The sequence below is a fragment of the Bacillus sp. FSL M7-1345 genome, assembly GCF_038006985.1.
GTDB lineage: Bacteria > Bacillota > Bacilli > Bacillales > Bacillaceae_G > Bacillus_A > Bacillus_A cereus_U.
This window is the reverse complement of sequence record NZ_JBBOWG010000001.1, coordinates 2,767,712-2,788,911: the sequence shown is the minus strand read 5'-3', so window position 1 is coordinate 2,788,911 and position 21,200 is coordinate 2,767,712. Positions and strand designations below refer to the sequence as shown.

Genomic DNA, 21,200 nt, shown 5'->3' with positions numbered 1-21,200 from the left:
GAATTAAATAGAATGAGAGATCAATTGTGCATAGAAGAAAAATGTAAAAAAGGAATAGAACTCCATAAAAAGTTTATTGAAGATAATAGAGAGGAGATTAGAAGTTTAGAAGAAGATGAAAAGAATGGTATACAAAGAAAGCCTAAAGATAATATAAGTATTATAGAAGGAAGATATTTAAGGAATTTTATACATGAGATGAACGACATTAGAGCAATGTATTCTTTAGGAGAAGACATTAGCACAATGGAAGTATATTTTTATAATGCAATGGATGATTTAGAGCATACAGGGACTAGCAAAGTGGGTTATATATATATGCTTTGGATAATTTCTTTAGGAATTTTGTTAGAAACGGATAAAAAAAATATAGAAAGATTAAAAAAGATAGTTGATAAAAAAAATGTGAATGATGCAGTAATCGATTTCCTCTTATGCGCTAGTGATATCGGATACACAAAAATGACGAATGTTTATTTTAAAGAAAATCCATATGCAAAAACGAGAGAATTTATAGAACTTGCACAAACAGATAAAAAAGAAGCATCTAAAAGATTACAAACGTATATGGAGAAAGAATGGTTTAAAGGCCATTATGATTATGAATGGAAAAATGCGCATAAAGAACCTGGATATGTAGGGTACTGGAGCTTTGAGACAGCTGCACTAGTAAAGATACTCGAACTTGATGATACAAGTTTAAAAGATAATAACCATTATCCATATGATTTGGCACATTATAAAAATGAAATGAAATTTAAGCATATAGACCAAAGTGAATATCACTATGAAGATGAGACAGAAGAAAATGAAGAAATAGTAAAAGGAATTGAAAATAATCCTGCATTGGAAAATATTATTCCTCCAAAATGGCATTCATTGGTCAATGAATTAATACATGATTATAAGAATATGGATGATAGTAGTTTTTATGAGAAATACAAAAAAACGATAGGAATAGGTCAAGTGTGGTACTTACCACAAGAGTATGAAGAAGAAAATGAGCAAAAAAATCTATTAGGAAGTTTAATTGTGTTTGCCTTGACGGTAAGAGATTATATATTACAATTGGATTATAAAGAGGATTTAGAGGACTACATTGATAATCTTAAAAATTTCTGGAATGGATCAGAAACAAAGTTAATTCAATTTATTTTGGAGAATGATCAAAATTATTATGCATGGGTACCAAAAGAAGCAAATATCCCAAATATGTATGAAGTGAAGATAGAGAGTGTCGATGTAGAGGAAGTTCAATAACCAGTACATCAAGAGTGTATAGAATTTAATGAAGTAAGAGGTTATAAATAGTGGTAGTTTGTGGAATCAGACTGTCACTATTTTTGTATTTGCATACGGCTATGTAATTTAAGTAGAGTGTTGAAAATTTTCCGGAAAACGAAAAATCATATAAAGAGCATATTGGTCTTGTGTTTAATACAACTTAGATGGGAAAACTGAATCCTCATAGTTGGTTAAATCTTGATGGGTGGGCTAATAGATAAATAATGGGTTATAAACCTACTGAACTTAAATTTGTAGAGGAGGACTAAAAGATGATTAACTGGAAAGATAAGATAGCAACTTTGGTTTTAGTGAAGCAAGAGTTAATGAAACAAGATGTAGAGCAAATATGGCCACATCACTTTCCTGAAGTAGGAGCAAGCGAAGAGTATGTGTATGCTCTTGAACAAGAATTGGGTTATAAACTTGATTTAATATATCGAGATTTTCTACAACATGCTAATGGTTGGAAAGGTTTTTATCAAACTGTGGACTTATTTAGTATAGAACAACTGAAGAAATCCGCTATAATGGATCACGCTCAAATGTTATTAACAGTAATTGATGACGATGTTTTAAAAGAAAATGGTGTTTTAAGACAGGAGTTATTACCAATAGCGGTCTCTGAATTGGATAAGGACTTATTTGTTTTATGTTTACCAAATTCACGTAGACCAGGTGAGATAATTTGGTTTGCAGGAGAAAAAATAGATAGGTTTGAGAATTTTGAAGAGTATTTCTTGGCAATAGTTGATTACAATAGAGAAGAAATATTGGCTTTAAAAGGTGATCAACTAAAGGGAGAATTGAATTTGGAAATCTCTGTACACAAAAACAGTTCCTCAAAAAATTAGTGACGAGGCTAATGAAAAAGGGTGTGTTATTTGTGATATTAAAGGAAAGTCGTATAAATAATGGAAAATTATTATTGTGATAAGTGGTCTAATTTACAAAAAAACCTTGGAATAAAATTAATGAGAAGAAAGTAAAAACCTTTTATGAAAATTGTGACCTACATACTGCTGTTTTAAGGAATGGAGAGTAGCAGAGGGATATGTGTGAATAAATTTCGAAATAATTAAATAAATGGAAGGAGAATATAAATATAGTATGAAGCGGTTGATTGAAATAATAAAAACATTACCAAATTGTCGGGTTCATGAGCCTACAAAATTCCCGGAATTTGATAAGGATAAGCATATGCTTCCAAGTGATGTAAAAGAATTTTATAGTCTTTGTGGAGGGCTTATTTTATTTGAAAATGAGGAATACGCTATTCATATTGTGAAGCCAGAGGAGTTTGTTTTAGCTAATCCTATAATTATAGGAGAGTTATGTGCGGAGGATATTTCATCAAATTGGTATATTATAGGTAATGATCGTATGGATGGGTATGTAACGATAGATTTAAGTGAAGAGAGATTAGGTAGATGTTATGATAGTTTCTTCGATCGACACGGTATAGTTGGAGAGTCAAAAATTATCGCAAATTCATTTACTGATTTACTTAAAAACCTCATTAACAATCAAGGGCAATATTGGTATTGGCTAAAAACAAATTTTGAATCACTTGGAGATGCTTATGATAAAGAAGAGAAGGTTAAAGATAAACTTTGACGTGATATAAAAGGAAAACGATATTTGAAACGATGTACATATTTTGTTATGAGTTTCTATGTGAAGTGAAATGCTTATGTGAAGGTAAGTTAATGGATTTTTATAACGGGAATGTAAATAGAAGCTGCAAAATAAGGAGTAGTAGTTAATGAATAAAGAGGAATTAACAAATTTTATTAAAGCACATAAGGAAATAGACGACTTTACAGGCGGAGTAAATGAAAGTCAAATTTATGTTGTTCAAAATAGGCTAGGTGTAGAATTACCAGATAGCTATAAGTGGTTTTTAAATACATATGGTTCCGGTGGATTATTTGGCGTTGATATTTTAGGAGTTGGTAAGTCGAATATAGCTTCTGTTGTTATTGTAACGGAGAGTTATAGGGATTTAGAAATGAGTGAGAATTTAGTAGTTATTGAAGATGCTGGGGAATATGCGTATTGTTTAGATGTTAGTAATATGGAAAATAATGAGTGTCCAATAATAGCCTGGAATAGACAAGGGAGACTTGATGACTACAATACCGCAAAGAACTTTTATGAATTTTTATCACAAAGGTTAATAGATGCAAAAGAATCATGGGAAGAAGAGTTTTAATATTAGGAATTTTATTCGTGTTAATAGCGAAAGTCATCCTGCTGCTAGGTTTATTTAAGGCGAGTTGAGGAATAGAGATTGAGTGAGGAAATTCAATAGAAGTGGGGAACGTTTATTTGAAAACAATGATTAAAAATATAGGTAATAAAAATATAAAAGCTAAAGTAGAAGAACCTTTAAGTTTTCAAGTAGAAACCTTATTTAATTTGTTATCTAAAGTAGAAGATAAATTAGCAGATGGATTTTCAATACAAGTTGGATGGTCTGTTTTTAGTTTATGTAACTATGAAGAGTGTTATCAAATTATTACCCCAGATTATACTAAAAACCCTTTTAAGGATACGTCAGAGGATTTAACGATTGCTTTATGGGTACAACTAGAGCAATCGCATTGCTTACGTCGATTAAATATAGAGGGAGAATTGATAAAATTTAACGATAAGATTGTGATAGCGAAAAATGTGTTGCAACAAGAAGAGTTCTATTTACAAAGATCTAGCGGGTGTGGTGAAGGTGATTCGGGTTGGTATATAGGACCTATCAATGAAGAAGAATCAGGTGAATTGGAAACCATATACGCCTACGAATTATTAAAAATGAAACCTGCAATTATTCAAGTACTAGCCTTACCGTATAATTATTTAGTAGTTTTTGAGAAAGACAAAATTAAAGCAATCTTAAATGAAAATGATGTTGAAATTTGGAGTGAAATAGAAAGATAATGTATTTATATAAGGTGTCAAACAGCTAAAACGAAAATTTCCGGAGTTAAGCACCTCATTGTCAACGTACGACAATAGGTGCTTTTTTACGTGCAGTGAAGAAAAAATATAAGTTTTCTTTTACTCTATTTCATCTTTGAATTACATGTTATAATTTGGAAGGTATATTTTCTTAATTTTTAGATAATTTAAAGGTGGTAGATTACTATATGAGTACATTAAAGAATATCACTAACAATATTTCAAAGGTCATTATAGGAAAAGATGAATCGATTGAACTGGCAGCTATAGCTCTTATAGCAAGAGGGCATATTTTATTAGAAGATGTACCCGGCACGGGAAAAACAACATTAGCGAAAAGTTTGGCGAAAAGTGTGGATGCGAAGTTTCAAAGAATTCAATTCACAGCTGATACTTTGCCAGGCGATGTTATTGGTCTCGAATATTTTGATGTGAAGGAATCGGAATTTAAAACGAGATTAGGGCCTATTTTTGCAAATATAGTATTAGTTGATGAAATTAATCGAGCTGTGCCGAGAACGCAATCTTCGTTACTTGAAGTTATGGAAGAACGTACCGTTACGATTGCGAAACAGACACATTCATTACCAGAACCTTTTTTAGTTATTGCAACGCAAAACCCTCTCGAGTCAGCGGGTACATTTCCTTTACCAGACGCTCAATTAGACCGATTTTTACTTACTATACGCCAAGGTTACCCTACGAGAGAAGCAGAAAAGGAAATGATGAGACGATTTCAAACGAATGATCCTCTAGAAGCATTACATTCTATTATTTCAAGTGAAGAAATTATTACGGTGCAAAAACGTGCAAGGGAAGTGTTAGTAGGGAATGATGTGCAAGATTATCTTCTTGAAATCATTGAGGCAACGCGTAAGCATGAACTGATTGAAATTGGTGTAAGCCCGCGAGGTACATTGGCATTTATGAGAGCGATTCAAGCACGGGCAATATTAAATGAAAGAGATTACTGTACGCCAGATGATATTAAGACGCTTGCTGCAGCCGTTTGTTCTCACCGGTTAACGTTAACGATTGAAGGGGAGATGAAAACGACGAAGGAACAAATCATTAAAGAAATTCTTGGTGCGATTAGTGTGCCAGTGGAGAATGTACGATGAAACAACAGCTCGTGTATACACCATTAGCGGAACCCTTTGTAATAGGAGTTGTATCAGTTGTAGCCGTTATTTTATGTATATTCTCAAGTAATCTGCTAATTTTATACCTCGTATTTTTATATTTAATTTTAATAGGAGCTACGCATGGATACATACGTAAAGTATCTCATGTTCAATGGGAATACAATCAAGGGAATTCGAATGTTTTTATCGGTGAAACGAACACGTGTAAAATAATAATTTCAAATAAATCGATATTCCCTATTTTTCATGTTGTATTTCGATTTAAATGTGAAAATAAGCTAACTTGGGATCATGAGGAGCTAAACAAAAATCATAGTACAGGTTCAAATTATTATATGAATTTTAATATAAAAGGTGGAGAGACAGTTTCATTTGATATGCAAGCTATAGCACTAAAAAGAGGTATCGCGAAATGGGAAGAAGTTGAAATTGTTATTACGGATCTTTTGGGATTTATAACGAATCATATAACGTATAGTCATGTTGATACACCGTCCTATTTAGTTTTGCCAGCTGTTCCGAAAATACAAGTACCTGAATTACAAGAATGGTCACGTGGATTTCGAAAAGCAATGTCTTCTCCGCTATATGATGAAACGAAAGTAATGGGAGTGAAATCTTATGAAAATGAAGATTTTCGTTCTATCCATTGGGGTGCAACAGCAAAAACAGGGACGATAACTGCGAAAAAATATGAACGGACACAATCTGATAAATATGCGATTTATCTTAATTTACAAAATAAAAGTGGCGTTTCTTTACGAAATGATATTGAAGAGCTTATTGAATTAACCGCAGGCATATGCAAACAATTGCTCATGCAAGATTGTTCATTTGAATTATGGATTAATAGCGTGAAAGATAACGGATTGTTGCATGTGAAAAACGGGGATAATCGGAAACATTTGCAAAATGTATTAAAGGTACTTGCCTCAATATCGGATCAAGATACGCCTGTATCATCTTCTTATTTTTACACAGCTGGATTTCGTCGAAAGGAATTGGGTGCGGTTCCTTTAATTCTTGGTACTTCTCCAAAGAAATATAGTAGAACGAATAAATGGATTGTAATTAAAGAATAAGAAAGGGCTTATGTCATGGTTAATAAAAAGCGGTATATGAAAGTGAAGTTTTGGAGTGTAAGAGCTTTAATCATACTTTTCTTTGCGATTTGTGCAATATCGTTATCACAAGGTGTGGTGCATGTACAAGACATAGTAAAAGAGCGTTTTTTTAGTGAGAAGAAATCTGAAAAAATTTATAAGGAAACAATAAACAATGAAAATAATGAAGATTATGGCACTGGCAGACCCTTGGAAAATACAAAAGTAGGAGAAAATAGGGATAGGACGCCAACGGGTAAAAAATTTAAAGGTTTTAAAAAGGAAAATTCATGGGGAGACGTATTTTCTTTTCTTTCAAATTCATGGATTACTGTAGTTTTTTATGTAGTTATTGCAGCGGTAATTACATATTTTCTTTATAAATCAGTTAGGAAAAAGTTAATGAAATCAGAAATAGAACAGGAGAAACAATCGGTAACGAAAGAATATACGGTAAGAACCGAAAAAAACGAGAAAGTGAAGCATCGGTTAAAGCGACCATTACCTACAGATACGATAAGGAAAGCGTTAGTTGAATGGGAAAGGACTTTACCATTTCATGAACAGAGAAGGTCTTATGAAACGATACAACAATGGTTAAAACGAATATGTCGAACGAGAGATATTATTCCGATATATGAGTCTGTTCGTTATGGTGAAAAGATCTGTTCGGAATTAGATGTAGAGAAAACAATGAGGTGGATAAATCAGGATGAGAAGGTGGAGGAATAGATATTCACCTTTATTTTTTATATGCTCTTTTTTGAAAACAAAACTACTCGGTTAATTATACTGAAAATTGTCATTATTTATCCTGTTCTGTATAATTGAAACTATAGGTATCGTGTTTAGAAAAATTCAAATAAGCTTTAAGGTTATATAGAATACTTTAGTTAAGGACATCTTGGTTTATTCAAACTATTAGTTTCTATCAAGTCGATTTAAATGAAAATACTAGTATATTGATTTGGAGTTGAGTACATTGGGACAAAATCAGTTTAGATGGAGCAATGAACAATTACGAGAGCATGTTGAAGTAGTAGATGGTACTAGAAGTCCGCACATTCTATTAAAGAATGCGACATATTTAAATCCGTACATACGTGAATGGACTGTAGCAAATATTTGGATCTATGATGACCGAATTGTATATGTGGGAGAAAAATTTCCAGAGCAATTACATGAATGTGAAGTCGTTGATTGCGAGGGGAAGTATATAGTTCCAAGTTACATAGAACCGCATGCGCATCCATATCAGTTGTATAATCCAGAAACGTTAGCAAATCATGCGATGCAATTTGGGACAACAACTTTCATTAATGATAATCTAACTTTATTTTTCACATTACAGCGTGAAGTAGCGTTTCGTTTATTAGATGAATTTAAAAAGATTCCTGCAAGTATGTATTGGTGGTGTCGTTTTGATGGACAGACTGAACTGCAAAATGGGGAATCTTTATTTAATAGTGAAGAAATAATGGAGTGGCTGAAGCATGAAGATGTTCTTCAGGGCGGCGAGTTAACTGCATGGCCAAAACTATTACACGGCGATGAGGACATGTTAAATTGGGTACAGGAAACAAAACGATTACAGAAGAAAGTAGAAGGTCATTTTCCCGGAGCGTCTGAAACAACTTTAACAAAGTTAAAATTGTTAGGTACGGATTGTGATCATGAAGCGATGACAGGGCAGGAAGCATTAACACGCCTTATGCAAGGTTACACCGTTTCTCTTAGAAATTCTTCTATCCGTCCAGATTTAGAAATTTTAGTAAAAGAATTGCTAGAACTAGGTGTTAAACAATTTGATAGATTCATTTTCACAACAGATGGTTCACACCCATCATTTTATGAAAACGGAATGACGAATAGGATGGTAGAAATAGCGATAAAACAAGGTGTTCCAGTAATCGATGCTTATAATATGGCAAGCTATAACATTGCTCGTTATTATAATATGGAGCACTTACACGGCGCGATTGCCACAGGTAGAATCGCCAATATTAATATTTTGGAAAGTAAAGAAAACCCGGTGCCGATTAGTGTAATTGCAAAGGGACGATGGGTGAAGCGTAACGGAGTAAACAAAAATCAATCATTACGTATAGAATGGGATAAATTCCAAGTAGCACCTTTACAATTAGACTGGTGTTTGCAGAAAGAAGATATGATTTTCAATGATGCAAAGGGTATAAAATTATTAAACGACGTCATAACAAAGCCATATGTTAGTGAAATCGACTTAAACTGTGAGGAACTTTCTATTGATCATGATGAATGTTTCCTTATGATGATTGCTCGTGATGGCACTTGGCGAGTGAATACAGTTGTGAAAGGTTTTGCGAAAGAATTAGGAGGTCTTGCAAGTTCTTATTCTGGTACAGGTGACATCATTCTTATTGGAAAAAGTAAAGAAGATATGCTTACAGCTTTTCATAGAGTAAAAGAGCTAGGTGGCGGTATGGTAATAGCGGAAAGAAATGCAGTGTTACACGAAATTGCATTACCGTTGCTCGGGATTATGTCCGATTTAAAAATGAGCGAATTAATATATAAAGAGAAAAAAATGGTGAAATTACTACAAGAACGAGGATATGCCTATAACGATCCAGCATTTACGATTTTATTCTTTTCTGCGACGCACTTGCCTTTTATACGGGTAACGCCTATAGGATTATATGATGTGAAAAGTAGTAGGGTACTCGCTTCGCCGATGAAACTGATAAATCAATATTAAAAGGAAAGGTCCTATAAAAAGTCTATTTTATAGGACCTTTCACATTGCTAGCATAAGAATATCTTAAGCCTCAAATAATATAGTATCTACATTATTTGAGGTGATACGTAAATATGAAAAAACTATTGTATATTTTAAGCGTATTTGTTTTATGTGTATCTATTCAACATGTTGTACATTCCCAATCAGATGCACCAAGCTTATCTTCGGATTGTCTCGAAGAAAGAAAAACTCGAGATGAAAAGTATGTGAAAAATATAATGAGGGATATTAGATGCACGTTTAATTTGAATTTTGATGAAAATAGCTTTTGGGAAGTTGATAAAAGAGATTTAGAAGCTGCACACTTCATGTATGGTGGCCGGGTTGATGATACTTATTATAATTCGTTAACTAAAGTTTTTGAAAGTGGTGGATATAGAGGAGAGCCTAGGCTGTTTGTAAAGCCGCTTGAAGCATTTTTACTTTATAAAGAAATAGACGATACAAATGTAATAAAACATCTTGAACTTGAAAAAGGGGAATGGGTTGTTACCGAAACGAAAAAGAAGCAAGGGAAAATGGTGGAATACAAACCGTTACAATGTGAAAAGGATTATCTGAAAAAGAGAAATGAGTATCATAGTATGAACTGATGTAACAAAATGCTAATTAACGTTGTTTTTATCAACAGATAGCTTGTTATCTATATAAAATAGGAAAAGGTAAGTAAACATATTATCCTTTTGTAATATGTTTATTTACCTTTTTGAATGGGTTTAGTTGAAAATTATTTGCTGGCTAATGCAAAAATAATTTCCAACGAATCCTTCATCGTAAAAAGAGGAGTTTGTGTCAAAATATTTATACATTGCTGAAACATCTATGTATATTTTATTCTACAGTATTAATAAAAGAATGTTGGCTATTCATAAGAAATAGCATTGGCACAGTTTTTGCTTGTATTAAATTTAAGGAAGGGGAATTGTATTTAAGGAATCTGTATTCGTAATAGTATAAAACAAGCTACTATTGCATCATTGATCATACTTGTATTTATAGCGGAACTGTAAATACATACAAATAAGTATGTTCTGATTTTAAAATTCAGAATTTTCTTTAAAATTATTAAGGGGGCAATGGTATGGTTAAATATTCGAAAATTTCTAAGTTGATTCTTGGTGTTGGACTAGTGACAATATCATGCAATGGTTTACAAATTCAAGCAGAGACAAAAGAAAAAAATGTGAAGAACGTATTACAAATGGAGCCGGTAGGCATACAGAAATCCGTTGATGAGTTGGCACACTCTTCAAAAGTACAAGAAAATGCATCTTTTACAAAACGGTTAAAGTTATCGGATTTATCGCAGCGTCCGCTAGCACCAAACGAGGATGTTAAACCGTTAGCTGAAGAAAAAAAGTATTCGATGGCTGAGTTAAATCAATTAAGTAACAAACAATTAACTGATCTTCTTGTGACAATTAATTGGTATCAAATTCCGGAATTATTTCAGTTTAATAGTGATAGTCTCAAATTCTATCAAGATGATAGCCGAATGCAAGCGATTATTAACAAACTAGCAGAACAAGGACAAGCTTATACGAAAGATGATTCAAAAGGGATTGAAACATTAGTAGAAGCTCTACGTGCAGCATTTTATTTAGGTTTTTACCATGATGAATTAAGCAAATTAAATGAGCGTAGCTACCATGATAAATGTTTACCGGCTTTAAAAACAATTGCAAAAAATCCGAATTTCAAACTTGGTACATCAGAACAAAATAAAGTTATTTCATCATATGGAAAATTAATTGGAAATGCATCGGCTGATGTTGAAACGGTTTTATATGCAGGCGAAATTTTTAAACAATACAACGATAACATTGCAACTTTCATTGAAGACCGAACAAAAGGAGACGCTATATATGAGTTGATGAAGGGAATTGACTTTGATATTCAGACGGATATGTACACGACTGGAAAAGAGCCGAAAGATACGATGTGGTATCGAAATATCGATAACTTTATTAATGAAGTAAGTCGTTTCGCACTAATTGGTACTGTATCAGATAAAAATGGATGGTTAATTAATAACGGAATTTACTATGCTGGTCGATTAGGAAAGCTTCATAGTACGCCAACAAAAGGACAACAAGTTGTTACAGATGCAATGCGAATTTATCCATTTTTAGGAGAGCAATACTTTGTTGCAGCAGAACAAATTACTACAAATTATGGCGGATTAGATGCGAACGGAAAAACTGTGAATTTAGATCAAATTCGAGAAGAGGGTAAAAAGAAATATTTACCGAAAACGTATACGTTTGATGATGGAGCAATTGTCTTTAAAGCTGGGGATAAAGTTAGCGAAGAGAAAATTAAACGTCTATACTGGGCGGCAAAAGAAGTACGCTCTCAATTTTATCGTACAGTTGGTAGTGATAAACCGCTTGAAAGTGGACATGTTGATGACGTGTTAACAATGGTTATTTATAATAGTCCAGATGAATATCAATTTAACCGTCAATTGTATGGATATGAAACGAATAATGGTGGAATGTACATTGAAGGAACGGGAACTTTCTTTACATATGAACGTACACCACAGCAAAGTATTTATAGTTTGGAAGAATTATTCCGCCATGAATTTACGCACTACTTACAGGGAAGGTACGAGGTTCAGGGATTATGGGGCCAAGGGGAAATGTATCAAAATGAACGTTTAACATGGTTTGAAGAAGGGAATGCAGAGTTCTTTGCAGGTGCAACGCGATTAGATAGTGTAGTACCGCGAAAAAGTATAATTGGTGGATTATCTAATGATCCTGCAAAACGATACACAGCAGCACAAACATTAAATGCGAAATATGGAACGTTTGATTTTTATAACTATTCGTTTGCATTGCAATCATATATGTATAATAACCGTCCTGAAATGTTCGATAAAGTGCATGATTTAATTCGTGCTAATGATGTTTCAAGTTACGATGCATACCGTTCTACATTAAGCAAAGATAATAAATTAAATGAAGAATATCAATCTTATATGCAAATGCTTATTGATAATCGTGATAAATATACAATTCCACAAGTATCAGATGAGTACTTAGCGCAGCATGATCCAAAATCGCTTTCGGACGTTACTTCAGATATCACTAATGAATCAAAGTTAAAAGATGTGAAAGTAACAAAGAATAAATCACAATTCTTTAATACATTTACACTACAGGGGACATATACTGGAAGTGCGACAAAAGGAGAGATTGAGGATTGGAAAGTAATGAATCAAGCAACAAATGATATGTTGAAACGTCTTTCAGGAAAAGCGTGGACTGGATATAAAACATTGACTGCTTATTTTGTAAATTACCGTGTAAATAATGCTGGACAATTTGAATATGATGTTGTATTTAGCGGGCTGAATACGGAAGAAGGTACGGCTGTAGAAAAAGAACCGAATAATTCATTTGATACAGCGAATCCACTATCTTTGAACATTTTGTTAAGAGGAAACTTAAGCGATCAAGATCAGGGGGATAAATTTGTTATTGATGTAAAGGATCAAAAAGATTTACAGATTTCTGTTACGAACGAACAAAACCTTGGACTGAACTGGGTATTATATTCTGAATCAGATCTAAATAGTTATGTAGCTTATGCAACAAAACGTGATGGAAACAAATTGCTTGGAAATTATAATGCGAAGCCAGGGAAATATTACTTAAGTGTATATAAGTATGGCGGTGGAACAGGGAATTATACAGTGCAAGTAAAATAATTTACTATAGTTTGTTTTGAAAGGCTACTTATTGCATTTTTTAGCTAAGTAAAGTAGTTAATGTTAAACGTTAAACTACTTCAATATACCCCTGTTCTAATTGTAGAACAGGGGTATATTGGCTTTATATTTTTAAATTAAATAACCTCATTGGATTTTGACAAGAAAATAATTAATATAGATTTGAATTCTCATTCGTAAAGCATGTTTTAATCTTCTTAATGCTCTTTCATTTTTGTCTCAATGCTTGTTTTCAAATCAGTTGATACTTGATCGAAATACCCCAAAACTATCTTCCTAATATCATTGGATATAACTTTCAAATCATTAGCTAAATTTTCAGCAAGATGTTCTTTTTCAATGTGTGATAACTTCGCATAAAATTCACCAGCCTGCCCAAAATCGTCTTGCTTAGTTATAGAAGTTCTTTCGAGTTTTCCTTCAACGTATCTTCCGTCACCGCTTGTAATTTGATTAGCGGGTGTCCAATCTTGCTGTTGGTTGATCGCTAATTTACGAAATTCGGGTCCAATTCTTCTTCTTTGAGAATCACTATAAATATTAGCGCGACCTTGCAGCATTTTATCATCTGATAGTTCTGCACCGTCTAGTAAATTAGAAGGGGAGAAGGAGACTTTTTCTACTTGTTCCATATAATTTTCAGGATTTTTATTTAATACCATTTTGCCTACGGGCATAAGAGGATACTCCTTTTCATCCCATACTTTTGTATCATCTAAAGGGTCATAAGAAAGATGTGCTTCATCTTTTGGATCCATGAGCTGGACATATAAACCATATTCCACTGGTTTACCAGCCTCAATTGCATCGTATAAATCTTTTCCACTATAATCAGGATTTTCGGCAGCTAGTTTATTTGCTTCCTCACTAGTAATGGATTGTACACCTTCAAATGGATACCAATGATACTTTACATACTTTCGATTACCTTGAGCATTTCTCCAAACATATGTATTTACACTATGTCCTGGGATGTGGCGAAGACTTTTTGCCGTACCAGCATCAGAGTATAAACGGACAACAAAATGAATGGATTCGGGTGCTCTAGCGACAAAACTCCAAAATCTATCAGGATCTAGTAAGTTATTTTTAGGTGAAGGCAATAACGCGTTAATAGTTTCAGGGAAACGCATCGGATCACGAACAGAAAAGACAGGAAGGTGATTACATAAAAGATCAAAAATGCCTTCTTTTGTATAAAATTTTGTAGCAAAACCGCGTACATTTCTAGAAGTATCAGGTGTTCCTTTCGTACTAACAGCTAATGAAAATCGCACCATAACAGGAATTTTCTCATTTGAATTTTGTAAAAAGCTAAGTTTTGTATGTTCAGACATCGGATATATCGTTTGAAAATAACCGAATGCACCAAATCCTTTTGCATGAACAGGTCTTTCTAAAATTTTTTCATGGATAAATTCTTGTAACGCCTCGTGCAGTACATTATCTTGCTTTAAAATAGGTCCACGTGAACCAACTGTTTGAGAGTGAAGTTTAGCTGGTTCATTAAGTTCTCGATTGCTATTTAAGTCTTCTCCTAATAAAGATTGCCTCTGTTTATCATGTTTTTCATTCATCGACATAGCCTCCAAAATTTTTTCGTTGATTGTTACTAAATATGATTCTTTAGCCTTGATTATGTATTACATACGAAGTTCAAATTAGTAACATACCGCTAGATGAAAAAAACGTATATGTAGTGGACCTGTTGAAATAGAAGAAATTATGGAAAAATGAATATCGGAAAGAGAAATAACACGTTTTGGTAAAAAGGTGGAAAACCCACTATTAAAATTTCAATCTTAAAAATTAATTGATAAATAACTTTATAGATAATGAACATTAAAAAATAGTAAAAATAAATAGGAGGAATTGAACATGTCGGATTGGTTTCAATTAGATAAAGAATATATGATGCCTACGTATTGTCGCACGGAGGTTGCAATAGAAAGAGGGGAAGGTTGTAAACTGTATGATGTGGAGGGTAAAGAGTATTTAGATATGTTTTCTGGTGTAGGGGTAAACGTATTAGGATACAATCATCCTAAAATTGTGCAAACGACAATGGAGCAAGTTACGAAGTCGTTGCATCTTCCTTTTCATTTTTTAAATCCAGTTGCGATTGAGTATGCAAAGAGATTAGTTGATTGCTCTTTAAAAAATGGAAAAGTTTTTTTTACAAACTCTGGTACAGAAGCGACAGAAACGACATTAAAATTAATTGATAAATATAGATCTATTACGAATGAAGAACGTGAAGGAGTCGTTGTACTGAAAGATAGTTTCCACGGGCGAACATTAGGGGCTCTTCATTTTACGAGACAAGAAAATGTTTATCAAAATTTCCCTAAAACATCTATTCCTGTATATGAAGTGGAGCGTGAAAATATAAAGGAATTAGAAGATACAATTGTTAATGAACATCCCATTGCAATTATGCTAGAGCCTGTTTTAGGAAGCGGTGGGATCTATCCTTTATCAAGTGAATATTTAGAAGGGATTCAGCTCCTGTGTGAAAAGTATAATGTACTCCTCATAGTCGATGAAGTACAAAGTGGTATGGGCAGAACTGGAAAACTATTTGCTTATCAAAATTCCAATATTACACCGGATATTATTCAAATTGGTAAAGGCGCAGGAGGCGGAATACCGCTTGGAGGAATCATTGTAGGTGAAAGGTTATGTGATGTATTTTCACCAGGAGATCACGGAACAACATTTGCTCATTCATCAATCGGAACGGCTTTAGGTTTAACGGTATTACAAACATTAATTGATGATGGTTTAATGCAAGAAGCTTATGAAACGTCACACTATTTCAATGAAAAACTGCAAGAAATTCAGAAAGAAAATTCTTATTATATTCAGGAAGTACGTCATGCTGGTATGATGTTTGGAATTAGTATGAATGATACGACTGAAAATGTGAAGAAATTACAGGTAGAATTAATGGATAAAGGGATGTTAGTCGATGTAACTCAAGGTAATATCATCCGTTTACTTCCCCCGTATATAATTACGAAAGAGGAAATTGATGCATTTATTAATGAATTTATATTCGCTATTCATAGTGTGGCAGCTATAGCAAGTGTTTAAGAATTTTGATGAAAATACAAATATAAAAAGTACCTTATTTATAATTCGTACAGGAAGAAAATAGGGACAAAAAATAAATTTATATATTAAAATAAAAAGCTGAAAAAGGCACTCATACAGCGCTTTTTCAGCTTTTTAAAATACTTAATTACTTAATCTAGAAAGCATCTCATTGGACAAATACTTAATTATGTGAAACAATAATAACAGATAAGGAGACGTTGCTTTTCCTTAAGTGCTTCGTATTGAATTTATTCTAGTAAGAGAAGGTGTGCTGAAAGAAGTTAAATTAAATAAGGGGCTGTTTTACTATATGCAACAAAATAATGATTTAAATTTTGAACCTCAAGACGTTAATATTGTCAATCCTAAACAAGCGAGGAAAGCAGTTATTGCTACTGGCATTGGGAATGCAATGGAGTGGTTTGACTTTGGATTATACGCGTATTTAGCGGTAATATTAAGTCAATTATTCTTCTCAGGTGTGGATAATAGTGGTTTGCAACTTGTACTAACATTTGGTACATTTGCAGCGGCCTTTCTAGTTCGACCAATCGGAGGTATTTTCTTTGGTAGAATAGGAGACAAGTATGGCCGAAAGATTGTTTTAAGTACAACTATTATTTTAATGGCACTTTCTACATTATTCATCGCATTACTACCAACCTATGAACAAATTGGTGTATGGGCACCAATACTACTTTTAGTTGCTCGAATGATTCAAGGCTTCTCTACAGGCGGCGAATATTCAGGAGCAATGGTTTATATCGCAGAATCTTCTCCAGATAAAAAGCGTGGTATACTCGGTAGTGGTCTTGAAATTGGAACACTCTCAGGTTACATTGCTGCCTCGGTAATTGTTACCATTTTAACGTTATTATTAACAGATGAGCAAATGCTCAGCTGGGGATGGCGTATTCCCTTCTTAATTGCTGCACCAATTGGTTTGGTCGGTTTATATTTACGACGTCATTTAGATGAATCTCCAATCTTTCAAGAGATGGAAAAAGCACAAGAGGAATCTGAAGACAACGAACAATTTTCATTTATGGATATATTAAAATATCACAAAAAAGACTTCTTATTAAGCACAGTAATTGTTGCCTTCTTTAACATTACAAACTATATGATCCTTTCGTATATTCCTTCTTATCTAACACAAGTACTAAAAGTCAAAGAAACAACTGGCTTATTAATTATTTCAATTACGATGGCACTTATGATTCCACTGGCACTTTATTTCGGTAAATTAAGTGATAAAGTAGGTAATAAACGCGTAGTACAAATTGGTTTACTTGGTTTAGCATTATGTTCAATTCCAGCATTTTTATTAATTGGTAACGGACATATTGTAGCCATGTTTGCGGGTATTTTCGTCTTAGGTTTCTTCCTTAGTGTTTATGAAGGAACATTGCCTTCGTTATTACCAGCACTCTTTTTCACTGATGTACGTTATCGTGCACTTTCTATCTCCTTTAATATTTCTGTATCTATATTCGGTGGTACAACGCCGCTTGTATGTTCATACTTAGTTCATGCGACTGGTAATCCACTGGCACCAGCATTTTATTTAACAGGTGTAAGTGTAATTGGATTAGTTGTATTTAGTGTACTGTTTGTTACAACATCAGGACGTGCATTAAAAGGATCTTATCCTACCGTAGAATCGAAGAAAGAAGCACATCAAATCGCTAAAGAGGATCCTGAAGAAACACTTTGGTGGCATGAAGAATCTTTAGAAATTGAAGCAGGAAAAAAAGCATAATTTGTGAAAAGCAACGTGGACTTTTATACAAAAAGACTCCTAGTTTAATAGGAGTCTTTTTGTATACATTATTTTCTCTTCTTCTTCAAACTCTTCTGATAAGCATAAAGCTTATGAACCTCTTCCTTAAATTCATGCAGAAGTACAGTGTTTTCACCATTTGAATAACGCACTGCATTATACGCGTCTATAATAATATGACTCTGAATATTTACATTTTCTTCATCATTAATTCTCTCTAGCCAAGCTTCAACAGTTTCTCCTCGTTCTCGGTTTAAAGGAGGGGATAGCTTACTCTCGAGTTTGAAAATTTCTTTTCGAATTTCGTTATTTGGTGGTTTATTTCGTTTGAACCTTTTTTGATCGATTCCTTCTTTATCAGTAATGATAGTAGATTCGAAGACTGGCATGTTTCCTAAGCTTAAATATTTTCGTTTTTTTACTATTTTCCTTACGACGTAAATAGCAATGACTGTACAGACTATTATTGTAACGCTATTTATGAGTATTGGGTCAAAATCAGGAAGTTTTTTACCGTCTTCAATTCGAGGGTTTAAGAGATGCCCTTTATTTGCCCAAACTCCTTCTGTATCTTTCATTTCAGCTGCTTTAATTAATGGCATTAAAGCATAGCCGACTCCTAATGCGATAAATTCTGTCATAAAACCAAACATAAGTCGAATAAAAGGGAACACTTGAACAATTAATAGACTCATTACACCAATCGTAATAATAGAAGCAAAACGTAATAGTTGTTGTTTACGATTTGCCCCGGTTAGCCAAAATGTAATCATTAAGTGTAAGGCTAACATTAATAATTTCCATAATGGTGGAAATGGTGCATAAAATATAGCTGTAACGACAAACCATACAATACCGCCTAACGATTTTTGAACCGGATATCCAGGTCCGACCGCGTGTACGATAAAGAAAAATAGTGGTAATATAATTGTGCCAAAAAGAGAAAACGGTAGAAATAAAGAAAAACCGACTATTTGAATAACTAAAAGTATTACGAATCCTGTTGTTTTTTTCTTCATTAGTTTATGAATAAGAAATACTCCTACATAACCGGTCGCTAAAAATATAGCAATACCAATGAGTTCATCTCTTTCCGTTAATAATGAAAGAAGGAGGAGCAGAATAAAGTCATTAACGTGATAGAGCCAAGTTTTCAACTGGTTCCACCATCCCTTCATTATTAATGAGAAACGTAGGCTGAGATAGAAGAGGAAGCTCATTCTTCTGCAAACCAATGTATATCATTGTAGACGAGCGTTCTCTTTTTCTCGTTACATAGTGAAGAAATCCTTGTTTCGGAAGAAGCGTACTATCATCTGAAATACGTGCCAATTCCTCTAATGCCTTCCCGTAATGCGCTTGTCCTTCGTTTAATGGTAAATGCAAAGGGCCACCTTCTGCTAATATACTAATAAATAACTCAAACGGAATTTGATGCTTCGTTGCGTATTGGCAAATGTATGTTGTAAATGAAATAAGGTCTTCTACATTCTCTTTCCAACCAAACCCACGATCAGCAGCTAAAGAAAGACAAATCGTCCAACTATAATTTTTTACAGGTTCATATTGCTTCGCTTGTAACGCCTGCATTTTAGCAGATGCTTTCCAATGAATAGAGCGGAAAGATTCACGTTCATATCGTTTAACACCGATAATGGATGTTTCATCATTGTAAAAAGAGAAATTCGTTCGATACGAACCTGTTAATAGTTGCTGGAGTTCTTGTAAACGGGCTACTTCTTTAGGAGTAGGGTATACAATAATTTCAGTCTTTAATTTATCGAAAACAGGTAAATGGACAGTTAATAAATGAAAAGGGTCTTTTAAAACACATTCAAATTGTTCAATTTGAAAGACACCACGCTTCGTTGCGGTTAATGTTAAATCCCATTTTTGTGCTGAATGAGCAGGTTGTGAAAATGGGAAAGAAAATAACGTTTTTGATATTTGTTCAATCCCTTGATCTTTATGCGGTATAAGGGACGAATTTAAATGAAAGTAACAAACACCGTTAACGAGTGGTATATTTGCCCCATTTTTTAAATGAATAAAAAACTGTCCGGATTCATCAGGGAAAAGCCGAGTTGTTTGTTTTTCATTTATAACTTGAAATCTTTTCTCTATGTAAGCGACATATTTATAAATGAAAATCGCAAATAAATAGTAGAAGAAAAAGAGAAACATAATAATTCGTTGCGGTAGAAAAAACGTAAATAGTAAAGCGATGGGCACAGTTAATTGAATAATGTGGATTTGAAAAAATAAAGGTACAGTTACAACGCGCTGTCCATTCATGCTTGCTCAATCTCCACGGGTACGTCAACTTCTTTTAAAATCCTTTGCATTAATTCGTTTTTTGTCGTACGTAATGCACCTTCCATTGATAAGACGATACGGTGATTCCAAACAGAAGGAACTAAAAATTGTATATCTTCAGGTGTACAATATTCTCTGCCGCGTAAAAAGGCTAATGCTTGAACAGCACGTACTAAAGCTAATGTGGCACGTGGGCTTACACCATTGGCAATGTAATCATGATTTCTTGTAGCGTGAGCAAGTTTAATAATATAGTGTTCTAACGGTTCTGATACGAAAATTTCTTTCACTTGTTGCTGCGCTTCTAAAATTTCTTCTAAAGAGATGACAGATGTGACGCTTTCTAAAGGTGCATTGTTACGAAAACGGCGCATCATTTTTAGCTCATCTTCAGGAGACGGATAACCAATTGAAATCGTCATTAAAAAACGATCAAGTTGTGCATCTGGAAGCGGGAAAGTTCCTTGTGATTCAATCGGGTTTTGCGTCGCAATAACAAAGAATGGTTTCGGAAGAGGAGTAGACTGCTTTTCAAGAGTTACTTGTCGTTCTTCCATCGCTTCTAACAAACTAGATTGTGTTCTCGGCATCGCGCGGTTAATTTCATCTGCAAGTAGTATATTTGTCATGACTGGTCCAAGTCTTAACTCGAATTCACTCGTTTTTGGATTGAAGTATTCAATACCTGTTACATCACTCGGAAGTACATCAGGGGTAAATTGAACACGAGAAAAATTACCACCAATGCTTTTAGAAATTGTTTTTGCTAGTAATGTTTTCCCGGTGCCAGGAACGTCTTCAAGCAGTACATGTCCATCAGCAAGTAATGAAACGAGGAGTAAATCAATTACATTTTCCTTACCGACAAAAACAGACCCTATATTTTCTTTTAATTTATTTATCATATGTAACATTCCTTCCATAATAAAAGAGTTAGTATTTCTATATTTTAACAAATTATTCAGAAAATTGGTATGATTTTTTAATCCGAAGA

General features: G+C 33.6%; 17 protein-coding genes. 13 read left to right on the top strand and 4 right to left on the bottom strand.

Annotated elements, in window-relative coordinates:
• Positions 1–12 precede the first annotated feature (12 nt).
• From MHB76_RS14480 to colA, 11 genes are all read left to right on the top strand, one after another.
• The gene (locus tag MHB76_RS14480) at positions 13–1,260 is read left to right on the top strand and encodes a PoNi-like cognate immunity protein (protein ID WP_340986923.1); all 1,248 of its coding nucleotides are present in this window, start codon (positions 13–15) and stop codon (positions 1,258–1,260) included.
• 296 nt (positions 1,261–1,556) lie between these two features.
• The gene (locus tag MHB76_RS14475) at positions 1,557–2,138 is read left to right on the top strand and encodes an SMI1/KNR4 family protein (protein ID WP_016105237.1); all 582 of its coding nucleotides are present in this window, start codon (positions 1,557–1,559) and stop codon (positions 2,136–2,138) included.
• Between the two features lie 256 nt (positions 2,139–2,394).
• Positions 2,395–2,901: an SMI1/KNR4 family protein gene (locus MHB76_RS14470; RefSeq protein ID WP_016105236.1), complete on the top strand. Its 507-nt coding sequence runs from the start codon at positions 2,395–2,397 to the stop codon at positions 2,899–2,901.
• Positions 2,902–3,049: 148 nt separating this feature from the next.
• On the top strand, positions 3,050–3,499 hold the full coding sequence (locus tag MHB76_RS14465) for an SMI1/KNR4 family protein (RefSeq protein ID WP_078174251.1): 450 nt from the start codon (positions 3,050–3,052) through the stop codon (positions 3,497–3,499).
• Positions 3,500–3,615: 116 nt separating this feature from the next.
• The gene (locus MHB76_RS14460; RefSeq protein WP_078174252.1) at positions 3,616–4,221 is read left to right on the top strand and encodes an immunity protein Imm33 domain-containing protein; all 606 of its coding nucleotides are present in this window, start codon (positions 3,616–3,618) and stop codon (positions 4,219–4,221) included.
• A 209-nt stretch (positions 4,222–4,430) separates the two neighbouring features.
• On the top strand, positions 4,431–5,363 hold the full coding sequence (locus tag MHB76_RS14455; protein ID WP_078174253.1) for an AAA family ATPase: 933 nt from the start codon (positions 4,431–4,433) through the stop codon (positions 5,361–5,363).
• On the top strand, positions 5,360–6,469 hold the full coding sequence (locus tag MHB76_RS14450) for a DUF58 domain-containing protein (RefSeq protein WP_340986920.1): 1,110 nt from the start codon (positions 5,360–5,362) through the stop codon (positions 6,467–6,469). The genes MHB76_RS14455 and MHB76_RS14450 overlap by 4 nt, the downstream gene beginning before the upstream one ends.
• Positions 6,470–6,484: 15 nt before the next feature.
• Entirely contained in the window at positions 6,485–7,222 is a 738-nt protein-coding gene (locus MHB76_RS14445; protein WP_070170311.1) for a hypothetical protein, read from the top strand.
• A 250-nt stretch (positions 7,223–7,472) separates the two neighbouring features.
• On the top strand, positions 7,473–9,227 hold the full coding sequence (locus MHB76_RS14440) for an adenine deaminase (RefSeq protein WP_078174255.1): 1,755 nt from the start codon (positions 7,473–7,475) through the stop codon (positions 9,225–9,227).
• Between the two features lie 113 nt (positions 9,228–9,340).
• The gene (locus MHB76_RS14435; protein ID WP_078174256.1) at positions 9,341–9,862 is read left to right on the top strand and encodes a hypothetical protein; all 522 of its coding nucleotides are present in this window, start codon (positions 9,341–9,343) and stop codon (positions 9,860–9,862) included.
• Positions 9,863–10,350: 488 nt separating this feature from the next.
• On the top strand, positions 10,351–12,987 hold the full coding sequence (gene colA, locus MHB76_RS14430; RefSeq protein WP_078174257.1) for a collagenase ColA: 2,637 nt from the start codon (positions 10,351–10,353) through the stop codon (positions 12,985–12,987).
• Positions 12,988–13,205: 218 nt separating this feature from the next.
• Here the strand turns inward: colA and MHB76_RS14425 are convergent, their stop codons facing one another.
• Positions 13,206–14,585 (bottom strand): catalase, encoded by a 1,380-nt coding sequence (locus MHB76_RS14425; protein ID WP_078174258.1) that lies wholly within the window; start codon positions 14,583–14,585, stop codon positions 13,206–13,208.
• 301 nt (positions 14,586–14,886) lie between these two features.
• Here MHB76_RS14425 and MHB76_RS14420 point away from each other — a divergent pair, with 301 nt between their 5' ends.
• Positions 14,887–16,104, top strand: coding sequence for an aspartate aminotransferase family protein (locus MHB76_RS14420; protein ID WP_078174259.1), 1,218 nt, complete (start codon positions 14,887–14,889; stop codon positions 16,102–16,104).
• Between the two features lie 313 nt (positions 16,105–16,417).
• The gene (locus MHB76_RS14415; RefSeq protein WP_078174328.1) at positions 16,418–17,869 is read left to right on the top strand and encodes an MFS transporter; all 1,452 of its coding nucleotides are present in this window, start codon (positions 16,418–16,420) and stop codon (positions 17,867–17,869) included.
• A 68-nt stretch (positions 17,870–17,937) separates the two neighbouring features.
• On the opposite strand, the gene MHB76_RS14410 is transcribed toward MHB76_RS14415, so the two are convergent.
• The 3 genes from MHB76_RS14410 to MHB76_RS14400 are packed head-to-tail and all read right to left on the bottom strand — an operon-like array spanning position 17,938 to position 21,111.
• Positions 17,938–19,047 carry a DUF4018 domain-containing protein gene (locus MHB76_RS14410; protein ID WP_199710249.1) on the bottom strand — a complete coding sequence of 370 codons (1,110 nt, stop codon included), beginning with the start codon at positions 19,045–19,047 and terminating at the stop codon, positions 17,938–17,940.
• Entirely contained in the window at positions 19,022–20,185 is a 1,164-nt protein-coding gene (locus MHB76_RS14405; RefSeq protein WP_340986914.1) for a DUF58 domain-containing protein, read from the bottom strand. The genes MHB76_RS14410 and MHB76_RS14405 overlap by 26 nt, the downstream gene beginning before the upstream one ends.
• Entirely contained in the window at positions 20,182–21,111 is a 930-nt protein-coding gene (locus tag MHB76_RS14400) for an AAA family ATPase (protein ID WP_002200083.1), read from the bottom strand. Before MHB76_RS14400 ends, MHB76_RS14405 begins: the two co-directional genes overlap by 4 nt.
• Positions 21,112–21,200 lie beyond the last annotated feature (89 nt).

What these genes read in the sequence shown, in the direction of transcription:
- MHB76_RS14480 (WP_340986923.1), top strand. Translation starts at nt 13, where the DNA reads ATGAGAGATCAATTGTGCATAGAAGAAAAATGTAAAAAAGGAATAGAA.
- MHB76_RS14475 (WP_016105237.1), top strand. Translation starts at nt 1,557, where the DNA reads ATGATTAACTGGAAAGATAAGATAGCAACTTTGGTTTTAGTGAAGCAA.
- MHB76_RS14470 (WP_016105236.1), top strand. Translation starts at nt 2,395, where the DNA reads ATGAAGCGGTTGATTGAAATAATAAAAACATTACCAAATTGTCGGGTT.
- MHB76_RS14465 (WP_078174251.1), top strand. Translation starts at nt 3,050, where the DNA reads ATGAATAAAGAGGAATTAACAAATTTTATTAAAGCACATAAGGAAATA.
- MHB76_RS14455 (WP_078174253.1), top strand. Translation starts at nt 4,431, where the DNA reads ATGAGTACATTAAAGAATATCACTAACAATATTTCAAAGGTCATTATA.
- MHB76_RS14450 (WP_340986920.1), top strand. Translation starts at nt 5,360, where the DNA reads ATGAAACAACAGCTCGTGTATACACCATTAGCGGAACCCTTTGTAATA.
- MHB76_RS14445 (WP_070170311.1), top strand. Translation starts at nt 6,485, where the DNA reads ATGGTTAATAAAAAGCGGTATATGAAAGTGAAGTTTTGGAGTGTAAGA.
- MHB76_RS14435 (WP_078174256.1), top strand. Translation starts at nt 9,341, where the DNA reads ATGAAAAAACTATTGTATATTTTAAGCGTATTTGTTTTATGTGTATCT.
- colA (WP_078174257.1), top strand. Translation starts at nt 10,351, where the DNA reads ATGGTTAAATATTCGAAAATTTCTAAGTTGATTCTTGGTGTTGGACTA.
- MHB76_RS14425 (WP_078174258.1), bottom strand. Translation starts at nt 14,585, where the DNA reads ATGAATGAAAAACATGATAAACAGAGGCAATCTTTATTAGGAGAAGAC.
- MHB76_RS14420 (WP_078174259.1), top strand. Translation starts at nt 14,887, where the DNA reads ATGTCGGATTGGTTTCAATTAGATAAAGAATATATGATGCCTACGTAT.
- MHB76_RS14415 (WP_078174328.1), top strand. Translation starts at nt 16,418, where the DNA reads ATGCAACAAAATAATGATTTAAATTTTGAACCTCAAGACGTTAATATT.
- MHB76_RS14405 (WP_340986914.1), bottom strand. Translation starts at nt 20,185, where the DNA reads ATGAATGGACAGCGCGTTGTAACTGTACCTTTATTTTTTCAAATCCAC.
- MHB76_RS14400 (WP_002200083.1), bottom strand. Translation starts at nt 21,111, where the DNA reads ATGATAAATAAATTAAAAGAAAATATAGGGTCTGTTTTTGTCGGTAAG.